The organism is Longimicrobiaceae bacterium (assembly GCA_035936415.1).
GTDB lineage: Bacteria > Gemmatimonadota > Gemmatimonadetes > Longimicrobiales > Longimicrobiaceae > JAFAYN01.
On the sequence record DASYWD010000558.1, the window covers coordinates 1 to 18930 of the forward strand.

Consider the following 18930-nt stretch of genomic DNA (forward strand, 5'->3'; position numbering starts at 1 on the left):
CCCCCCCCCCCGCTTCGTTGGTTCACCCCGTTCCTCTAGATGTTGGGGTTGTTGCGGATCTCCACGTCGGGAAGCGGGAAGCAGCGGCTGTCCCCATAGAGACCGCCTTTCCGGTACGGGGTGCCCGGGGCGGGGCTGAGCGGGAGGTTCAGCCGGCGGATGTCGAAGAGCCGGTGTCCCTCCAGGAACAGCTCCCTGCGCCGCTCTTCGATCACCTGCTGACGGATCTCCTGCGCGGTGCCGCCCGCGAACGCCGGAAGCCCCGCGCGGGCGTGGAAGGCGTTGATGATGTCCACTGCCGTCTGCCCGCCCTGCACCTCGGCGATGATCAGCCGCGCTTCGTCGCCCGTGGCCAGTGGGATCGGGGCGCCGAGCGAGCCGTACTTGGTCTGGAAGAAGACCGGTGTGCCGTCGGTCGCCTTACGCCCTGCGTCCACGACGGCCACGCGCCGGTCGGGCACGCCGGCGAAGGTCACGTTCCGGTACGCCTCGCCCACCGAGAGCGCAGTACCGCCGGTGGCGCCCTGGCCGTTCTGTGCGAAGATACGGTTGTTCCGGCGCGTGTTCGTGCTCGACGCGGTGATCACGAACTCGAAGTTCGCCGGCACCTGCTGCGCGTCCGCCAGCGCCTGCGCTCCCTGCCCCTTGTCGAGGTACGCCCGGGCGCGGCCGACCCGCGCCAGGTTGAGCAGATCCGGGGCGTTCGCCGCCTGCGCGGCGGCAATGGCGGTGGAGAAGCGCACCACCGCGCTGTCGAGCAGCTGCTGCGTGCTGAGCTCCGGCCCCTGGTTTACGGTGGCGGAGCAGAAGCCCTCCGCCAGCAGCAGATAGGAGTAGCCGGCAATCGCAGCGGATCGCGCAATCAGCTGCTGGCGGTTGGCGACCTCCGCATCCGTCCACTTCTGCAGGTTCCCCAGGATGTTGTCGGCTGAGAAGCGCGCCCGCGACAACGGGGTGTAGACGCCGAGCGCCTCGCAGTCGCTGGTGCCGTACAGCGCATCGCTGGACTGCACGTTGCGGCGGTCGTACGGCCACCGGGCCGCCGTCTGCGTGGCGTCGGTCAGCTCGCCCGCCATCACCCCGCCGAGAGCGATGTACGCCCCCGCGGCGCATTCGAAGTCGCCCACCGCCCCGTTGACCAGGAGCTGCGCGTTCGCGGGAACGACCAGCCCCTCCTCCGGAATCCGGTCCGGCGTTTCGACGTCGAGCAGATCGCTGACGTTGCATCCGGCGGCAAAGAGGGCGACGCCCAGAGCCGCGAGCCCACGGCCGAGGGCGCGGTGAGCGCCCCGGCGCCATCTATCAACTCCGTTCATCTCTCGTGCCTGGTGGTTGAGGGTCGAGCCTCGATGTTCTCCCATGGCGCCCTCCTCAGAAGCTGACGTTCAGACTGACGACGACCTGCTGCAGCTGCGGCAGGACGTTCTGCTCCCAGAGGGAGTGATTCCCGCCCCGGCTGCCGCCGTTGAACACCGACTCCGGCTCCAGGCCGTCGAACTTCGTCCAGGTGTACAGGTTCCGGCCGGCCACCCGCACAGCCGCGGTGCCGGCGCCGACCCGCTGCGCCCACGCACTCGGGACCTGGTAGGCAACGGAGACCTCGCGGAACTTCAGGAAGTCCGCGTCGTCGATCAGGGTCCCGCCGTACGGCCCGGCGGCCTGGATCTCCGCGATCCGCGCCGGGTCGAACTCCTGCGGGAACCAGTTCTCACGGCACTCGGAGAAGAAGTAGCACCGCACGCGCAGGTTGCCGTCCAGCTTCGAGAAGCCGGTCTTGAAGTCGAGCTGTCCGAAGATCTCGATGTTGTTGAACAGGCGGAGCGTCGAGCTGAACCCGCCCTCCAGGCGCGGCACGGTCCGGCCCAGGTAGATCTGGGGTGCGTCGGCGCAGGCCACGGCGCCACCCTGGCCGTTGTCGCACATCAGGTTGCGCGCGATCCCCTTCTGGTCCAGCGTGGCACTGACCACCCGGCGGCTGAACCAGGAGCCCACCGGGTGCCCGATCTGATGGCGCAGATAGGTACCGGCGCTGATGAAGTCCTCGTCGGTGATGTCACCGAGGCTCACCACCTCGTTGTTGTTCGTCGCGAAGTGGAACGACGTCTCCAGCCCGTGGCGATCCGTCCGCCACGGCTCGCCGCGGACGAGCAGCTCGATCCCCGAGTTGCGGATCTCGCCCGCGTTCACGAACTGCCGTCCAGAGAACCCGCTGGAGGGCGCGATCTCCCGCTCCAGGATGGCATCCGTCGTCCGCTGGTCGTAGTAGCTGAACTCGACGCTGAGGCGATCGTTCAGCAACCCCGCGTCGAAGCCGACCTCGAACTCCTTGCCGCGCTCCGGCCCGAGCTTCGGGTTGCCGAGGTTCTGCGGGGTCACCGTGCCCACGTCGCCGGGGCCGGTAACGGCCCTGAAGGTGCGGATGGCCGCGAAGGCCTCCGGCTGCTGGCCGGACTGCCCGTACGCCGCACGCAGCTTCAGCGTGTTGAGGAAGTTGACCCTCCAGAACGGCTCCTCCGTGACCACCCAGGCGGCGCTCAGCTTCGGGTACGTCACCAGGTCGAACTCCTCACCGAAGGCGCTGTTGTCGTCGGCCCGCAGCGCCGCCGTGAGGAAGAGACGGTCCTGCCACGCGAACTGCTGCTGCGCGAACACGCCGATCGTCACGTTCTCTACGGAGGACTCGTTGTTGGTGCGGCCCTGCGTGGTCGCCGCGATGCTGGTGAGCCCGGGTACCGGGAAGTTCTCTCCGTAGGCGTAGAGCACGTGGTCCTCCCTGCGGTACATCTGGCCGCCCAACGAAGAGCTCGATACCAGCCCCTCGCGGACCGGCAGCGAGACGGTCCCGGTGTAGTCCACCGTCGAGTAGTCGACGTTGTGCTCCCGCATCTCCTTGTAGCCCCGGTCGGAGAAGGAGAAGAAGCGGACCCACTGCCTGTCGTGGTACTGGATCTCGTTGTCCTGCTCGCGCGTCAGGTCCTGGCCGAGGGTGAGGCGATGGGTGAACCAGGAGAAGGGGCGGTGGTTCGCCGTGAACGAGATGGTGGTGCGCGCCAGGTCCTGCCAGCTGTCGAAGGCACCGATGTACGCTTCGGGCGTCCCGCTGTAGAAGCCGCGGCGCGGGTCGTCGCCAACCAGGCGGTCGGGACGCGCGAAGAACGTCGTCCAGGTGAGTCCACCGCCGCCTGCCTCGAGCGCGATGTTCGTGCGGCCGGTCTTGTAGCCCAGGCTCGCGTTCACGTCCCACTTCTCGCTGGGCGCGATGGTCACGTTGGCGCGGCCGCCCCAGTGCCGCAGGCTGTTTTCGGGGTCAGCGCCGGTGCTGTTCTCGAAGCTCCCGGCGACGTAGTAGCGGATCAGGTCGGCGCCACCGGAGATGCTGAGGTCGTAGTCCTGCAGGTGGCCGGTCTGCCAGATCTGGTTGCCGCGCGACTTCTCCAACTCGACGATGTCGATGCTCTCGATGGTGCCGTCACGTCCCACGTCGAAGTAGTTCTCCCAGAGCCGCCCCTCCTGGTTGGCGAACCAGTTCGCCCCCTGCTTCACGGTCGCGGTGATCCGCGGCTGCCCCGAGCGCCCCCTCTTGGTGATGATCTGGATCACCCCGTTGGAGGCCTCGGTGCCGTACAGCGTCGCGGCGGCCGGACCCTTGAGGATCTCGATGCTCTCGATGTCCTCGGGGTTGATGTCGTTCCACCGCGAGAGGCTGCGCGAGCCGAACGCCTGGTTCACCGGGCCCGTGGACTGGTCGTTGTTGACGCGCACCCCGTCGATGTAGACCAGCGGCTCGTTGGAGAGCGAGAAGCTCTTCGCGCCACGAATGCGGACGCGGTTGCCGCCGCCCAGCATCCCCGTGGTGTTGATGATGGTGACGCCCGCGGCGCGGCCGTTGAGCATCTGCGTCACCGTGCTCACGGGCGCCTTCTCGGCAATCTCAGCCGCGTCCACCCGGGCCACGGTGGTTCCCAGCGACCGCTGCCGGGTCTCGCCCGCGGTCCCGGTCACCACCAGCGCGTCGAGCGCGACGGCGGACTGCCCGAGCTCCAGGTCGGCCGTCGCGGTGCCGCCGGGCGCGACCGTGACGCGCCGCTCGCCGGGCGAGTACCCGATCAGCTCTACCCGGACCGTCTGCGACCCGGCGGGAACGCCGGCGAGCAGGTACTCGCCGCCGCTCCCGGTGACGGTGCGGCGTCCCGTCCCGGGGACGGTCACCTGCGCCCCTGCGAGCGCCCTCTGGCTCCCGGCCTCGGTGACGGTCCCCCGGACGGTGCCGGTGGCCTGAGCGTGCAGGGGGGGCGCGCCGACGCCGAGCAGTACCGCCACCGCGGCGGCCGCAAGCGTCAGCCTTGCGCGTGTGAACTGGCCCATCGCTTTCCTCCTGGGTGGACTCGGTGCTCTGCGGAATGCTGCAGAGATGGTGCGCGATGCGAACGGCGTGTGCGTGGGGGTAGCCTCCCGGGCCGGTGGTGGAGAGCGCGGGGACGGCAGATCGCCCGGGAACGGGCGCCGCCCCCCGACCGCGGCGCCCGATGCGCGGAGGCGTGACGCCCCCATCGAAACGGCCCGCCCGGCGCGGGAAGCCGCGAGAGTCCTTCGATTCACGGTAACGCGCGGCCCCGGGACTGTCAAAGGGAACGTGGAGCCGTTCCCTCCCGAAGGCGGAGATCCGCGGCGCGCGGGCGCCGCGGCCGCACGGCAGTTCCGCGCCGCTCCTGGGCTTTCTCACCGCTCATCCCAGAAAACCAACGTTTCGTCCGCTTCGGAAAGATCCTCCCGGCGCCGCCGGTGCCCCCTGGGGGAAACGAAGGGCCCGCGGGATCTCCCGCGGGCCCTCGGTCACCGGGACGGACGCGCCCCAGCAGGGAGTCTCAGCTCCGGTCCCACCAGACGCGGTCGTTGAGCCCCGCCCCGCCCTGGCGCGAGATGGCTTCCTGCAGGTTCGCCTTGTTCAGCGAACCCTCCAGCCCCGGGTACGGGAGCCGGACGGGGATCTTCCCGTCGTTCAGGGCGTCGGGTCCGGCGGTCAGGGCCGGGTGGCCCAGCCGCCGCCACTCCGCGTAGGCCTCGGGACCGTTGCCGTACAGGGCGATCCACTTCTGCATCCCGATGCTCGGGAGCCCGGCGTACGCCACCGACGGCTGCGCCAGGTACGCCGAGATCTGCGCCTGCGGGATCCCGTGCTGCAGCATGGACGCGGTGATCGCCTGCCGGTAGAGCGCCGCCGCGTCTCCGGCGGTCCACCCGCGCTGCGCCGCCTCCGCCTGCAGGAAGAGCACTTCGGCGTAGCTCATCAGCACCAGGGGCGAGTTGGCCGAGCGGAAGGCGACGCCGATCCGGGACAGGGAGTCCAGCGAGATCGCCTCCATGCTCCCGTTGGGCATTCCCCTGTAGTTCCCGCCCTTGTTCTTGTCGGCGTAGACCGGCAGACGCGGGTCGGAGAGCCCTTTCAGCCGGTTCACCAGCGTCGCGCTGATGTTGTGGTCCACCGGGCGGCTCCGGTCGTACGCGAAGATCGGGTTCACGTTCACCCCGTTGTCCACGTACCGCAGCATCGCGTTGTCCGCGTTGGAGCCGAAGACCCCGTCCGACAGCGCGGCCGCGAACTCGGTCCTGGCGCGCGCCGGGTCCGCGTCCGACATCCGCATGGCCACCCGAAGCCGGAGCGAGTTGGCGAACAGGCGCCACCTGGCCGCGTTCCCGCCATAGATCAGGTCCGCGTTCCCCAGCGCGGGGGCGCCCGGCTGGATGGCCGCGCTCGCCGCCTTCAGGTCCGCCAGGAGCCCCTGGTAGATCTGCTGCTGCGGGTCGTACCTGACGGTGAGCCCGGCCGAGGCGTCGCGCCCGCGGAGCGCCTCGGAAAACCCGGCGTCGCCCCACAGGTCGGTCACGACCTGGAAGGTCCAGCTCTGCATGACCTCCCCCATCGCGGCCACGTTGGGCCGGCCGGTCTTCTGGCCGCGCTCGATCACCTCCTGGAAGTCCTGGAGGGGCCCGGAGTAGAAGCCGGTCCAGTGCGCCTCCACCCTGGAGTCGGTGACCTCGTACCGGTCCTCCTCCGAATACCGGCTCTCCGCCAGGTGCTGTACCCAGAGCGCGGTCATGTCCATGCTCAGGCTGGCGCCCAGCGCCCTCGACACGGCGGCTTCCACCGCGTTCGGGAAGAGGTACTCGGCGCCGACGTCCACCGGCTCGTTGGGGTTGACGTTCAGCTCCGTCAGTCCGGCGTCGCACCCGCCCAGGACGGCGGCGCACCCGACCACGGCCGCCCCGCGGAGGATCCAGGATCGGTTCGTCATCGCTCGCTCGGAGTTCGCTTTATAATGTTTCACGGCGTCACCGTGAGGCTGAGGCCGATGCTGCGCAGCGAGGGCATCTGGCTGTACTCGAAGCCCTGCGCATTCCCGGCGTTGAACGCGGTCTCGGGGTCGATGTTCGGCACGTCGGACCAGAGCGCCAGGTTGCGGCCCACCAGCGCCACCGTGAGCCCGTCCAGGCGCATCCGGCCGGACCAGGCGCTCGGCACCTGGTACCCGAGGCGGACCTCGCGGAGCTTGACGAAGCTGGCGTCGTACACGAACTCCTCGGCGATCCCGCTCAGGCCGCGGTGGTACGACTGCGCCAGGACCTTCCGGGTGTTCGGGACGGTGTCGCCATTGACCACCCTCACCCCCGGGACCACCATGCTGTCGAAGGGGGTGTTCTCGCGTCCCTGGAGCGTCTCGATCAGCACGCCGGACCGGCGGCCGTACCGGTTCGTCATGGAGTAGATCGAGCCGCCGCGGCGCGCGTCGAGGAGGAAGCTGAGGTCGACGTTGCCGTAGGAGAGGCGGTTGCTCAGCCCGCCGGTCCAGTCCGGGTGGTAGTTGCCCAGGTACCCGTTGGGGTTGCTGCTGTTGTTGAGCGGGAGCCCGTTGCTCCCGACCACGATGTTCCCCTTGCTGTCGCGGACGTACTTGCGGCCGTACATCGCCCCGTACGCCTCACCCTTCCTCGCCTCCACGGAGACCCCGTAGTACGTGTCGAGCACGATCGTCTCGAGGTCGCCGAACAGCTCGTCCACGCGGTTGCGGTTGCGGGAGAAGGTCCCGACGACGTTCCACCGGAAGCCGTTGTCCAGCGAGACCGGGGTGGCGTCCACCAGGAGCTCGATCCCGCGGTTGCTGATCGTCCCCGCGTTGAGCATCCGCGCGGTGAAGCCCGTCAGCGGCGTGATCTGGACCGGGATGATCTGGTTGGAGGTGGACTTGTCGTAGTAGGTGAGCTCCACGCCGAGGCGGTTGTCCAGGAAGCGCAGCTCGGTGCCGGCCTCCCAGGCGCGCGTGATCTCCGGCTTCAGGTCGAAGTTGCGCAGCCGGTTGCTGGCCGTGAAGCGCGGGATCCCGTTGAAGGGCGCGTCGGCGATGTACGGGTCCACGAGCTGGTACGGCTGCGTGTCGTTGCCGACCTCGGCCCACCCCGCCCGCAGCTTCCCGAACGACAGGAACCCCGCCGCGAAGCCCGGGAACGCGTCCGTGAAGACGAAGCTGCTGGAGACGGAAGGATAGAAGAAGGAGCGGTTGGACTCCGGGAGCGTGGACGACCAGTCGTTGCGCCCCGTGACGTCCACGAAGAGGTAGTTGCGGAATCCGACCTGGGCCGCGCCGTACAGGCTGTTGACGCGCTCCCGCTCCCGCCAGTCGGCGAGCGCGGGCGTGACGGCGGCGTTCCCGAGGTCGAAGAGCGAGGGGACGACGACGTCCTGGACGGACACCGCGTTCGAGCGGTAGTCGTTGTCGCGCCGGTTGCCGCCGAAGTTCGTGGTCAGGCTCCAGGCTCCCTGCCGGTCCCAGCGCCCGGAAAGGAGGAAGTCCGTGTTGGTCTCCTGCCGGAAGACGTTGGCCTCGTCGAACGCCCCGTTGACGCCGGAGATCCCGCGGGTGCCCGCCTCCCAGGTCTTCTTGCGGTTCTCCTGGGACCAGTCGGTCCCGGAGCGCACCGTCGCCGTGAGCCAGGGGGCCACGTCGAAGGCCAGGGAGCCGCTCCCGATCACGCGGTCGCGGGCGTCCCAGTTGCGGTTCACCTGCGTCGTCCAGTACGGGTTGTTGTTCCAGCGGTTGTTCCAGTTGAACTGGCTGCCGTCGTCGTTGCGGAGCCGGTTCTTCAGCATGCGGGTGTCCACCTGCCGGCCGAACCAGAGGAACTGCCACATCACGTTGTCCTCGCCGTACCCCTGGGCGGGGCGGTTCTCGGCGTCGGCATTGATGTACTGGAACGACCCGTCTATGCGCAGGCGCTCGCCCAGGTCGCCGCCGCCGTTCAGCGCGACCGTGGTCCGCTCCTGACGGAAGCCGGGGTACGCCCCGTCCTGGTTCAGGTTGGCGATGGAGAGCCGCACGCCGGCGTGGTCGGAGCGCGTGGCGAAGGCGACGCTCGTGTTGGCGGTGCGACCGGTCTCGAAGAAGTCGCGCACGTTGTTCGGGTTGGCGACCCAGGGCGCCGGCTGCCCGTTGGAGAAGAACTGCGGGATCATCTGCCCGTCGAGCCGCGGGCCCCAGCTCTCGTCGTAGTCGTCGAAGGTGCCGCCGCCCTTGCCGTCCTTGTAGGCGTACCTGCCGTTCCACCCCTGGCCGTAGCTGTTCTGGTAGGTGGGGAGCTTGAGCGGCGTCTCGAACGTCACCTGGCTGCTCGCGCTGACCGTCGTCCCCTGCGCGCTGCGCCCGGACTTGGTGGTGATCAGGATCGCCCCGTTCGCGGCGCGGGAGCCGTACAGCGCCGCCGCGTTCGGTCCCTTGAGCACCGAGATGCTCGCGATGTCGGCGGGGTTGATGTCCTGGATGGCGTTGCCGTAGTCGAGCGCGTTGTACCCCCGGGTCCCGCTCTGGGAGGACACATTGCTCACCGGGATCCCGTCCACCACGAAGAGCGGCTGGTTGTTCCCGGTCAGCGAGCTGGCGCCCCGGATCACGATGCGCGCCGAGCCGCCCGCGGTGTTGGAGTTGGTGATCTGCACGCCGGACACCTTGCCGGAGAGCGCGGTCACCAGGTTCGGGTCGCGCGCCCGGTTCAGCTCGTCTCCCTCGATCTGCTGCACCGAGGTGGAGACGGCGCGCTCCTGCTGCGTGATGCCCAGCGCGGTGACCACCAGCCCCTCCAGCGCGACGGCGGAGGGGCTCAGGTGGAAGTCGACCGTGGCCGTCTCCCCGGCCCCCAGGGTGACCGTCCTGTCCACCGCCGTGTGCCCCATCAGCACCGCGCGGACGGTGCGCGCACCGGCGGGGACGTTGGCGATCACGTACTCGCCGTTGCTTCCCGTCACGGCGCTGCGCTGCGTCCCCGCGACGGAGACCTGCACTCCGGAAAGCGGGGTCTGGGTGCCGCCGGTCACGGTGCCGCGAATGGTTCCGGTGGCCTGTGCGTGGATCGACGAGGCGCCCGTGCAGAGCGCCGCCACGAAGGCGACGGTGCTCAGGGCGCGCATCGTCCGGGTGAATCGGCCCATCGATCTCCTCCTGGGTACGGTGCGGTCGTTCGGGACGTTCAGCGAGCGATCACGAACCAGAAACGTGGGGGCATCCTCCGGGGCAGGGCTGGCGTGAGAAGAAGGGGCGCCGGAGCAGGTGCGGACCCGCCGGACCAGCGCGATGGGCCCACGGCGCGCGCGGGCTGAGGCAGCGGAAGCAGGATTTGAGACACCGGGGCCGTACAGGGTCGGTCGATGGCAGAGTAGAGCACGCCGGACAAGGTGTCAAGCCTGGAGCGGTCGGCTGCGCAGGGGTCCCCGGGCGGTGTTCGGGCTCCGGAACGCTGAACGGCAACGTAGCTGCCGGATGCCCGGCGCGAAAGTGCGCGAAGTGGACGGGTGCCTGCCCGGGGCGGAAACGCCCCTCCCGACGCGAACGACGGCACGGCGCTCCGGGGAGCACCGTGCCGCCGTATGTAGCCGCCGCCGTTCCGGCGCGGCCGTCCTGCGAAGCCGCTACTGCACGCAGGGCGCCCCGAGCGGGGGAACCGGCCTGTCCACGGCCGGGCGGGTGGGGGCGTTCGCCACGTCGCCCGCGATGGTGGAGATCAGCCGGGCCACGCGCGCGAGCTTCTCGTAGTCGATCGTGTCGGGCTCGTCCGAGGGCTTGTGGTAGTCCTCGTGCAGCCCGGTGGTGAAGAAGGTCACCGGGATGCCGTAGCGGGCGTAGCTGTAGTGATCGGAGCGGCAGAAGATCTGCTCCGGGTGGCCGGGCGCGTCCCACGAGTAGTCCAGAACCATGGGACGGGGCTGGCGCGCGTTGGCCGCCTCCACGGCGGCGCCGAGCTGGGTCGAGATCCGCCGCGAGCCCACCAGGAAGACCGAGTCAGGGTGGTTGCGCCCGATCATGTCGATGTTGAGCTGCGCGACGATGGAGTCGCGCGGGACCGTCGGGTGGTCGGTGAACCACTCCGAGCCCAGGAGCCCCACCTCTTCCGCGGTGTGGAAGACGAAGAGGAGAGAGCGGGCGGGGCGCTGCGCCTGCGGGAGCGCGGCATAGCGCTCGGCGATCCCGATGACGGCGGCGGTCCCGGAGGCGTCGTCGTCGGCGCCGTTGTAGATGGAGTCGCCGTTCACCGGCTCGCCCACGCCGACGTGGTCGTAGTGCGCGCCCACCGCCACGTACTGCCCGGCACGCGCCGGGTCGCTCCCCGGGAGGACGCCGACCACGTTCCAGGCCTGCGGCCGCTCCTGCCCCTGGGTGAGCCGGTAGCGGAAGGTCCCCAGCCCGGTGCGCGGCTCGCGGCCCAGGGGGCCGCCCACCAGCCGCTCGGCGGCCGCGGCGGAGGCGAGGAACACCGGCGGGCCCCCGCCCCCGGTCCGCTCGGTCCCGGTGTCGAGGCGCATCGAGCCGTCGCCGCTGGCGCGGAGGTAGTCCCATGCCCCCTGCAGCGGCCCGCCCTCGTTGACGATGACCACCGCGGCGACCGGGCTGCCCGGGCCCCAGAGCTGGCCCAGGTCGTAGTTTGCGCTCCGCGCGGCGACCCCTTCCGGGGCGCCGAAGCGGAGCACGAGCACGGCGCCGCGGAGCTGCTCGGCGCTGAGCGCCCGCTGCGCCGGGTCGGCCTGGTAGCCGCCGAAGACGATGGGCCCCTCGCCCGCCGGGCGGGGCCGCGCGGGGACGTCGGTCAGCCTGCCGGAGAGGAGGAGGAGGTCGTCGCGCCCCAGGGCGGCCTCGCCGCCGCGGGTGCGGGCGGAAGCCTCCACCTGGTTGCCCTCGCGGACGAGGGGGACGCGGGCCAGGTACGTTCCGTCGTCGCCTGCCGGGCGGACGCCCATGCGCCGCAGCTCCGCCGCGATGTAGTCGGCGGCCATGCGCGCGCCCGGGGTCCCCGTCCCGCGTCCGAGCATGGAGTCGTGGGCGAGGATCTCCACTCGCTGGCGGAGGTCGTCGGCTGTGATCCGGGCACCGGTGTCGGCCGCGCCCATCGGGGTCGGGCCGGCCGTGCCGGCGGCGGGCGCGCCGGCGGCGCACCCGGCGAGCGCCAGGAGGGCGAGCAGGAGGGCGGTCCTGGGACCGCGCGAAGCCGTGGTTCGCAAGGTGTGGAGCTCCGGGATGATGGACAGGGATGCGGGGAGGCAGCGTGGCCTCCCCGCTACGGTGGTCCTACCTAGCGCGTCCAGACGTTGTTCCCGCGGTCGACGTCCGGGAACACCTGCTCCGGGTCGATCTCCACCCGGACCACCGGGGTGCCGCCCGGGACCCTGACCTGCGCCGAGCGGGCGCCGCCGAGCCAGGTCTCCACCGGGACCTCCAGGGTCACGGTTTCCCCGCTCTCGCGGGTGACGCGCAGGCGCGCCGGCATGGGAACGTTCCCCAGGTCCTGCACCTGGACGACGGTCTCCCCGTTCTGCGCCGTCACCGCGACCACTGCCTGGTCGAGCGTCCAGGTGGTGTGGAACCAGCTGCTCCAGAACCAGTCCAGGTCGCGCCCGGCCGCGGCCTCCATGGCGTTGAAGAAGTCCCAGGGCGTGGGGTGCTTGAAGGCCCAGGCGCGTATGAAGCCCTCGTACCCGCGCCGGAAGGCGTCCTCGCCGATGAGGCCGCGCAAGGCGAAGAGCACGGCGGAGGGCTTCATGTACGAGGCGATCCCGAACGCCGCGGTGCTGGTGTGGAAGTCGCTCCAGCGCATGATCTCACCCTCGCTCCCCTGGCGGGCGACGGTCAGGTACGCGTTCTGGTCTCCCTGCCAGGCCGGCTTCGGGCCGGGGAATCGCGCTGCGGAGGCCAGCGCCTCCGCGAAGCTGGTCAGCCCCTCGTCCATCCAGCCGTAGCGGGTCTCGTTGGTGCTGACGATGAGGGGGATCCACATGTGCAGCACCTCGTGCGCCGTGACGGCGTACAGCGGCGCGTCGGTGGGGGCGTTCATGGCGCTGATGATGGTCATCATGGGGTATTCCATCCCGCCCTTGATGATGCCCTGCGCCTCGACGGAGGTCATGTGCGGCCAGGGGTACGGGTACCCCGTGAGGTCCGCCGAGAACTCCACCGCTTCCTTCACGTACCGCGCCGCGTTGACCCACCTGAGCGCCGGGGCGCGGTAGAGCGCCTGGGCCAGCGTGTACTCCGGCTGGCCGTCGCCGTCGCGGTCGCCGGCGCGGGCGCGCACGACGTCCCAGAGCGACTGCCGGGCGGCGCCGAAGGCGAAGTCGCGCACGCTGTCGGCGCGGAAGTGCCAGCGGAGCCGGTCGCCGGGGACGTCGCGGGTGGCCCGCCCCGCCCCGAAGTCGGCGGCGGTGAGGACGTGCACCACCGAGTCGCTGGAGCGGGCGCGGCGGAGCCGCTCGATCACGGCCGGGGTGAGCACCTCCCCCTCGTTCTGCAGCGCGCCGGTGGCGGTGACCACCCACCCTTCCGGGGCGTCGAGGGTGACGTCGTAGCTGGCGAAGCCGGCGTAGAACTCGGCCAGGCCGCGGTGCTGGTCGGTGTGCCACCCGACCACGTCGTCGTACACCGCCACCTGCGGGTACCAGTACGCCAGGTAGAAGAGGTTGTCCTCGCTGATCCCGGACCGCCCGGCGAAGTCGCTGGAGACGGGGAAGCTCCAGTCCATTTCCAGGGGGAGGGCCTGGCCGGGGAGGAGCGGCCGCGGCAGGCGCACCACCATCGTGGTGCCCTCGACCGCGTAGCCGGCGCCCTGCCCCGCACCCTCCTGGAGCGTCTGCCCCTGTGTGGCGACACGGGCGAGGGTGACGCCGCCCACCGGGTCCGCCGCGATCTCGTTGCGGACGGCGTTGGGGGCGTTGTAGTTGGGATAAAGGTGGAGTACGACGCTGCGGAGCGTGTCCGGCGAGCGGTTGTGGTAGGTGATCCGCCCGCTCCCGGTGAGCTGCCTCCGCCCCGTGTCGAGCCGGGCCTCGATGCGATAGTCCGTCCACTGGGTCCAGTACCGCGGGCCGGGAACGCCGGCGAGGGTGCGGGTCCCGTTCTCCACGGCGCGGAGGAACCGGGGCGGCGCGACGACGGGGGGCGGGAGGGGGCGCTCCGGGGCCACGAGCGCGGCCGGCGGAGCGGGGCTGGGAACGCCACGCGGGGCGGCGCACGCCGGGATCAGGACGAGCAGGGCTGTGGCGGCGGTGAGCCTGCGCGACATTCGTCTCATCGGGTTCGGGGTCCGGGGCAAACTAGCCGTCGCGCGCGCGGCCCGGCAAGTCGGCCGGGACGACTACTCCGCTTTCCAGGACACGTTGCGCGTGGCGCGGGGATGAACGCCCAGCCGGCGGGCCCAGGCGCGGAACTCGCCGCCATGGTCCGGCTTCTTCCCGGAGGCGTGCTGCCAGAGGTGGATCATCTCGTGCCGGAGGGTCTGCTCGGCCTCGCCGGGGGCGGCGTGGGTGCAGAGCCGGCGCGAGATGACGATCTCCACCGGGTGCGAGGAGAAGTGCCCGTTGCGCCGCTGCATCCGCCCGCTCAGGAAGAGGGGCACCCCGGGGAGCGCCCCGCCGAAGTGCTCCCGGTTCACCCGGTCGAACTCGGCGCGCAGGCGCCCCAGGTGGGGCCGGTCGGCGGCGGGGACGCGCCGGGCGCGGCGCGGGGTTGCGGGCGCGGCCGGCATCTGCGCGATGAAGCGCCGCACCGTCTCCCGAGCCCCGTTGCGCTTCCGCCGGTCCCGCGCGGAGAAGAGCACCCCGACGGCCACGAGCACCCCCTCCGGCGCCGCGGCGAACGCCACGTTCAGCCGCAGCGCCGCCCCGCCCTCCGCGACCGAGGCCATGACGCGCCGGTTCCGGGTGAATACGACGCGCCCGAACCCTCCCCCACCCCGCCGCACCACCTCCAGCACGGTCGCCTCGTTGCGCGCGGAGCGGCCGGGGGCCGGCGCGGGGGGCGTGCAGCCGAACAGGTCGAGGATGGTGTCTTTGAGGCTCACGCGAACTCTGATCTGCGTTTCGTGGGCATCTTCGCGCGGGGACAAACTACGGGTCGCACGCAGAGGAAGCAGGGGAAGCAGAGGAAAAGCGGAGAGCAGTCCTCTGCTTCCTCTGCGTGAGCCATTGCCGTTGCAGTGCTCCCCTCAGACGGAAGCGATCTCCGGCCGCTCGGCGTGGCGGTACTCCACCCGGTAGCCCAGCGAGCGCGGGATCTCCAGCAGCCGCTGCATGTCGCGGTCGATCGTGGCGCCCGCCTTCTGCGTGACCTCGTCCTCGATGGGGAGGTCGAAGTCGTCCGCCCCGAACTCCAGCCCCCGGAAGGCGTCCTCGTTCAGCGTGAGCACCGAGGTGCGCATGTGCCGCACGTTGTCCAGGAAGATGCGGGAGAGCGCCATGTGCCGGTGGTACTCGCGCGGCTCGATCTCCCGCCCGGCGAGCGCCGTCCCGTACGGCTTGTACGTCCAGCAGAGGAAGGAGAAGAGCCCCGGCATCCCGTCCGCCAGGCAGGCGTCCTGGAAGTCGCGCGTGCGCTGCAGGTGCTCTAGCCGCTCGTCCAGCGTCTCGTCGAAGCCGATCACCATGGTGGCGGTGGTGCGGAGCCCGGCGTCCACCACGGCCCGCTGCGCCCGGAAGTACTCGGCGACCGTGTACTTGAACTTCGAGTGCCGCGTCCGGAAGTCCTCGGTGAGGATCTCGGAGCCGCCGCCTGTGATCCAGAACACCCCCGCCTCGCGCAGCTGCGCGGCCGTCTCGGCGTAGGACAGCCCGGCGCGGTCGGCCAGGTACATGAACTCGGCGATGGTGAGCGCGTAGAACTCCACCCGGTCGCCGTACCGCTCGCGCACCGCCGCGAACAGGTCGCAGTAGTAGTGGAGCGGGAGCTTCGGGTTGAAGCCGCCGTTGAACCCCACTAGGTCGCCCCCCAGCTCCAGCAGCTCGTCGATCTTGGCGAACACGTCCTCCCGGGTGAGGACGTACCCTCCCTCCTGGTTGGGGAGGACGTAGAAGGCGCAGTAGTCGCACTGCGCCACGCAGACGTTCGTGTAGTTGATGATCCGCATCACCACGTAGGTGGCGCGGTCCGGCTCGTGGAAGCGGGCGCGGACGATCCCGGCCAGGCGCTTCAGCTCGTCGTCGGGAGCATGGCTCCAGAGCGTCGCGGCGTCCGCGGCGGTGATGCGCTCGCCACGCTCCACCTTCGCGGCGACCTCGCGCACCGCGGCCTCCGGGGATGCGAGGAGTGGTTCGGACACGGGACCTTCGCGGGCTGGGGTGTTCTGGCGGCCCGGATGGTGGGCCGTGGGTGAAAGATACACCGGCGGGGGCGGGATGGCGACCGGGGGAGCTGGAATGGAGAATGTAGAATGAAGAATGTAGAAAGGGCGTCGGTTAGCTCGCGGCGGGGGGGGGCTCCGGGGGCGGGGGGGCGGGGGCGACGACGGCTTCGCGCACGCCGTGGCCCTCCACGGCGGTGACCTCGAAGCGGACGTGGTCGTACTCCACGGCGTCACCCACGGCGGGGGGGCGCCCCAGCATGGAGAGGACCAGGCCGCTCACGGTGTCCACCTCCTCGTGCTCCAGCACCAGGCCCAGCTCCTCGCCCACCTCCTCGATCCGCGCGGTGCCGGCGGCGTGCATGGCCCCCGCGACGTCGCGGTAGATCTCCGGACGGTGCGCCGGGCCCTCCTCGATCTCCCCCACCAGCTCCTCGAACAGGTCCTCCAGCGTGATGATCCCGGCGGTGCCGCCGTGCTCGTCCATCACCACGGCCATCTGGCTGCGCGCCCTCCGCATGGAGTCGAACACGGTGTCCACGGTGGCGGTCTCGGGGACGTACGGCACCTGGCGGGCGTCGTTGGCGTGCACCGAGCGGCGGTTGCGGAGGCGGCGGAACAGGTCCTTCACGTGCACCATCCCCACGATCTCGTCCAGGTTCCCGCGATAGACGGGGTAGCGGGTGTGGGGGTGGGCGCGCACCGTCTCGCGCACCTCCTGGAAGGAGGCCCCCACGGGGATGCCGGTGATGCGGACGCGGGGGACCATCACCTCGCCCGCCGTGAGGTCCGCCCAGTCCAGCAGCTCCTGCACCACCTCCGCGGACTCCTTCCGCAGCAGCCCCCCGGCCTGGCTCTCGCGGACGATGAACTGCAGCTCCTCCGGGGTGCGGTAGTGCTCGCCGGTTGCGTAGGTGCGGTTCACCCCCGCCAGCCGCAGCAGGCCGTTCCCCAGGGCGTTGAGCCCCACGATCAGCGGGTAGGTCGCGGTCTGGATCCAGAGGATGGGCCGCGTGACCCACATGGCGGTGCGCTCCGGCTGCTGCAGCGCCAGCGACTTGGGGACCATCTCCCCCACCACGATGTGGAAGTAGGTGAGGATGGCCACGGCGATGATGCTGGCGACGGTGTGCGCGGCGATCCAGCGCAGCTCCCCCACGCCGGCGGCCTCGAGCTGGTGGCCGATCCAGTCGGCCAGGGCGTGCTCGCCGTACATGCCCAGCCCCAGGCTGGCGACGGTGATCCCGAGCTGCGCCGTGGCGATGTAGCGGTCCTGGCGGCGCGGGTCGCGGAGGATGCGCAGGACCAGCTTCGCGACCCGGTCGCCCGCGGCGGCGCGGCGCTCCACCGAGACGCGGGGAGCGCCTACGATGGCGAACTCCGCGGCCACGAAGAGCGCGTTCAACAGGAGCAGCACGACGACGATCAGCATGGCGACCACGCTACCCCTCCTCTCCCGGGTCCTCGTCGCCGCCGTCCAGCGGCGTCGCGATGAGGGAGGCGACGGCGTGGTTGGTCACCGCCTCGACCTCCAGCTCCACCCCGTCCACCACGACGCGCTCCCCGGGCTCGGGGAGGTGGCCCAGCTCCTCCACCACGCGGCCGCCCACGGTGTCGGCCTCGCCCTCGAGCGAGATCCCGATCCACGGCTCCGCCTCGTCCAGGCGGAGGAAGCCGGGGAGCCGCACCCGGCCGTCGGGGAGGCGCTCGGGACGGGCCTCCGCAGTCTTGAACTCGTCCGCCACGTCGCCCATCACCTCGGTGAGCACGTCCTCCAGCGTCACCAGCCCGGCCACCCCGCCGAACTCGTCCGCCACCACGGCCTGGTGGCTGCGCCGCTCGCGCATGAGCGTCAGCAGCCGGTCGGCGGTGACGCTCTCGTGTACGATCAGGATGGGACGGAGCAGCTCCTCCAGCGTGGTGGGGCGCCCCTCCAGGTACCGCGTGAACAGGTCGCGCGTGTGCACCATCCCCACCACGTGGTCGATGGTGCCGCGGTAGACGGGGAGGCGCGTGTAGGGGCTCTCGGAAACGGCCCGCACCACCTCCGGCATGGGCGTGCCGATCTCGATGGCGGAGATCTGGGGGCGGGGGACCATCAGGTGCCGCGCGGGGCGGATCCCGAGCTGCAGGGCGCGCCTCAGCCGGCGGTGCTCGTCCGGCTCCAGGAGTCCGCCGTCGCGGCTCTCCGCGATCAGCAGGTCGATCTCCTCCGGGGAGTGGATGTGGTGGTGCCCCACGTTCGGCGCGCCGAAGAGGCGCAGGATCAGCGCCCCGCTCCCGTTCAGGACGCGGATGGAGCCGGAGAAGATGGCGAGCGACCACGCCATGGGGAGCGAGGTCGCCAGCGCGGTGCGGGTGGGAAACTGCAGCGCCACCGACTTGGGGATCAGCTCGCCCAGCACCATCGCCAGCGTGGTGAGCCCCACCAGCACCACCACGGTGGAGGTCGACCGGGCCGCCACCGGGCTCAACCCGGCCAGCTCCTGAAGCACGGGGCGGAGCTGGACGGCGATGGTGGCCTGGGCGTACGCGCCGACGATCAGGCTCGTGAGGGTGATCCCCACCTGGCAGGCGGCGATGTAGTTGTCCAGCCGGCGCGGGTCCTCCAGCACCGGGAGGAGGCGCAGCGCCTGGGCGTCGCCCTGCTCGGCGCGCTGGCGGATCCGGCTGCGGCGCACGCTCACGGCCGCGAACTCCGCGGCGACGTACAGCCCGGTCAGCGCGATCAGCACCGCGATGACCACCCAGGGGATCACGCCCACCGCTCACCTCCCGTCGTGCCGGGCGCTGCGCCCGGCTCGCGTTCCGGAACGTCGTCGGATTCCGCCAATCGACCCGTCCTGTCTCGGTTCACGTCCCCGCCGGATGCAGGGAGCACGCCACGGCGGTGTACGGAGACGCTACACGGTCGGCCGGGGAGCCGCAAGCGAGAGGGAGGAATGTAGAATGAAGAATGGAGAATGTAGAAAGGGGGCGGGGGTGTGGGGCGGTTCGTCAGGCGACGCGGTGGCGGACCAGGTCCAGCAGCGCCTCGCGGTCGTTGAGGGAGGGGTCGTCGGTGACGCGCTCCAGGAGGTCGCGCAGGACCTCGCCGTAGAGGGGGCCGGGAGGGAGGCCCAGGGCGCGCAGGTCGGCGCCGCCGATCGCCAGGTCGCCGAGGGTGAGGGGGGCGTGCTCGTGCAGGGTGCGGCGGGCGGCGGCCAGGTGGGGGCGGTCGAATGCCACCGGGGATGGGGCGGCGGCGGCGCGGGCGCGGCAGGAGGCGATGCGCAGGCGGAGCAGGTC

At 71.0% G+C, this 18930-nt stretch carries 11 protein-coding genes; all 11 read right to left on the bottom strand.

Annotation, left to right across the window (positions count from 1 at the left end):
- Nucleotides 1–35 precede the first annotated feature (35 nt).
- Nucleotides 36–1361 (bottom strand): RagB/SusD family nutrient uptake outer membrane protein, encoded by a 1326-nt coding sequence (locus VGR37_22385; GenBank protein HEV2150163.1) that lies wholly within the window; start codon nt 1359–1361, stop codon nt 36–38.
- Nucleotides 1362–1371: 10 nt separating this feature from the next.
- Complete coding sequence (locus VGR37_22390) at nt 1372–4365, bottom strand: SusC/RagA family TonB-linked outer membrane protein (GenBank protein HEV2150164.1); 2994 nt, start codon at nt 4363–4365, stop codon at nt 1372–1374.
- 500 nt (nt 4366–4865) lie between these two features.
- On the bottom strand, nt 4866–6293 hold the full coding sequence (locus VGR37_22395; GenBank protein ID HEV2150165.1) for a SusD/RagB family nutrient-binding outer membrane lipoprotein: 1428 nt from the start codon (nt 6291–6293) through the stop codon (nt 4866–4868).
- A 29-nt stretch (nt 6294–6322) separates the two neighbouring features.
- Nucleotides 6323–9475: a SusC/RagA family TonB-linked outer membrane protein gene (locus VGR37_22400; GenBank protein ID HEV2150166.1), complete on the bottom strand. Its 3153-nt coding sequence runs from the start codon at nt 9473–9475 to the stop codon at nt 6323–6325.
- Nucleotides 9476–9952: 477 nt separating this feature from the next.
- The gene (locus VGR37_22405) at nt 9953–11536 is read right to left on the bottom strand and encodes a M28 family peptidase (GenBank protein HEV2150167.1); all 1584 of its coding nucleotides are present in this window, start codon (nt 11534–11536) and stop codon (nt 9953–9955) included.
- A 71-nt stretch (nt 11537–11607) separates the two neighbouring features.
- Nucleotides 11608–13590 carry a M1 family metallopeptidase gene (locus VGR37_22410; GenBank protein HEV2150168.1) on the bottom strand — a complete coding sequence of 661 codons (1983 nt, stop codon included), beginning with the start codon at nt 13588–13590 and terminating at the stop codon, nt 11608–11610.
- 72 nt (nt 13591–13662) lie between these two features.
- Nucleotides 13663–14367 carry a SprT family zinc-dependent metalloprotease gene (locus VGR37_22415; protein ID HEV2150169.1) on the bottom strand — a complete coding sequence of 235 codons (705 nt, stop codon included), beginning with the start codon at nt 14365–14367 and terminating at the stop codon, nt 13663–13665.
- A 144-nt stretch (nt 14368–14511) separates the two neighbouring features.
- Entirely contained in the window at nt 14512–15621 is a 1110-nt protein-coding gene (locus VGR37_22420) for a radical SAM protein (GenBank protein HEV2150170.1), read from the bottom strand.
- A gap of 136 nt (nt 15622–15757) precedes the next feature.
- Entirely contained in the window at nt 15758–17074 is a 1317-nt protein-coding gene (locus tag VGR37_22425; GenBank protein ID HEV2150171.1) for a hemolysin family protein, read from the bottom strand.
- Between the two features lie 10 nt (nt 17075–17084).
- Nucleotides 17085–18407, bottom strand: a complete 1323-nt coding sequence (locus tag VGR37_22430) for a hemolysin family protein (protein HEV2150172.1) — start codon at nt 18405–18407, stop codon at nt 17085–17087.
- Nucleotides 18408–18639: 232 nt separating this feature from the next.
- The coding region (locus VGR37_22435; GenBank protein HEV2150173.1) for a hypothetical protein at nt 18640–18930 on the bottom strand (291 nt) is incomplete at its 5' end.

Coding starts and splice junctions, on each gene's coding strand:
- VGR37_22385 (HEV2150163.1), bottom strand. CDS start 1,361: ATGGGAGAACATCGAGGCTCGACCCTCAACCACCAGGCACGAGAGATG.
- VGR37_22395 (HEV2150165.1), bottom strand. CDS start 6,293: ATGACGAACCGATCCTGGATCCTCCGCGGGGCGGCCGTGGTCGGGTGC.
- VGR37_22400 (HEV2150166.1), bottom strand. CDS start 9,475: ATGGGCCGATTCACCCGGACGATGCGCGCCCTGAGCACCGTCGCCTTC.
- VGR37_22425 (HEV2150171.1), bottom strand. CDS start 17,074: ATGCTGATCGTCGTCGTGCTGCTCCTGTTGAACGCGCTCTTCGTGGCC.
- VGR37_22410 (HEV2150168.1), bottom strand. CDS start 13,590: ATGTCGCGCAGGCTCACCGCCGCCACAGCCCTGCTCGTCCTGATCCCG.
- VGR37_22390 (HEV2150164.1), bottom strand. CDS start 4,365: ATGGGCCAGTTCACACGCGCAAGGCTGACGCTTGCGGCCGCCGCGGTG.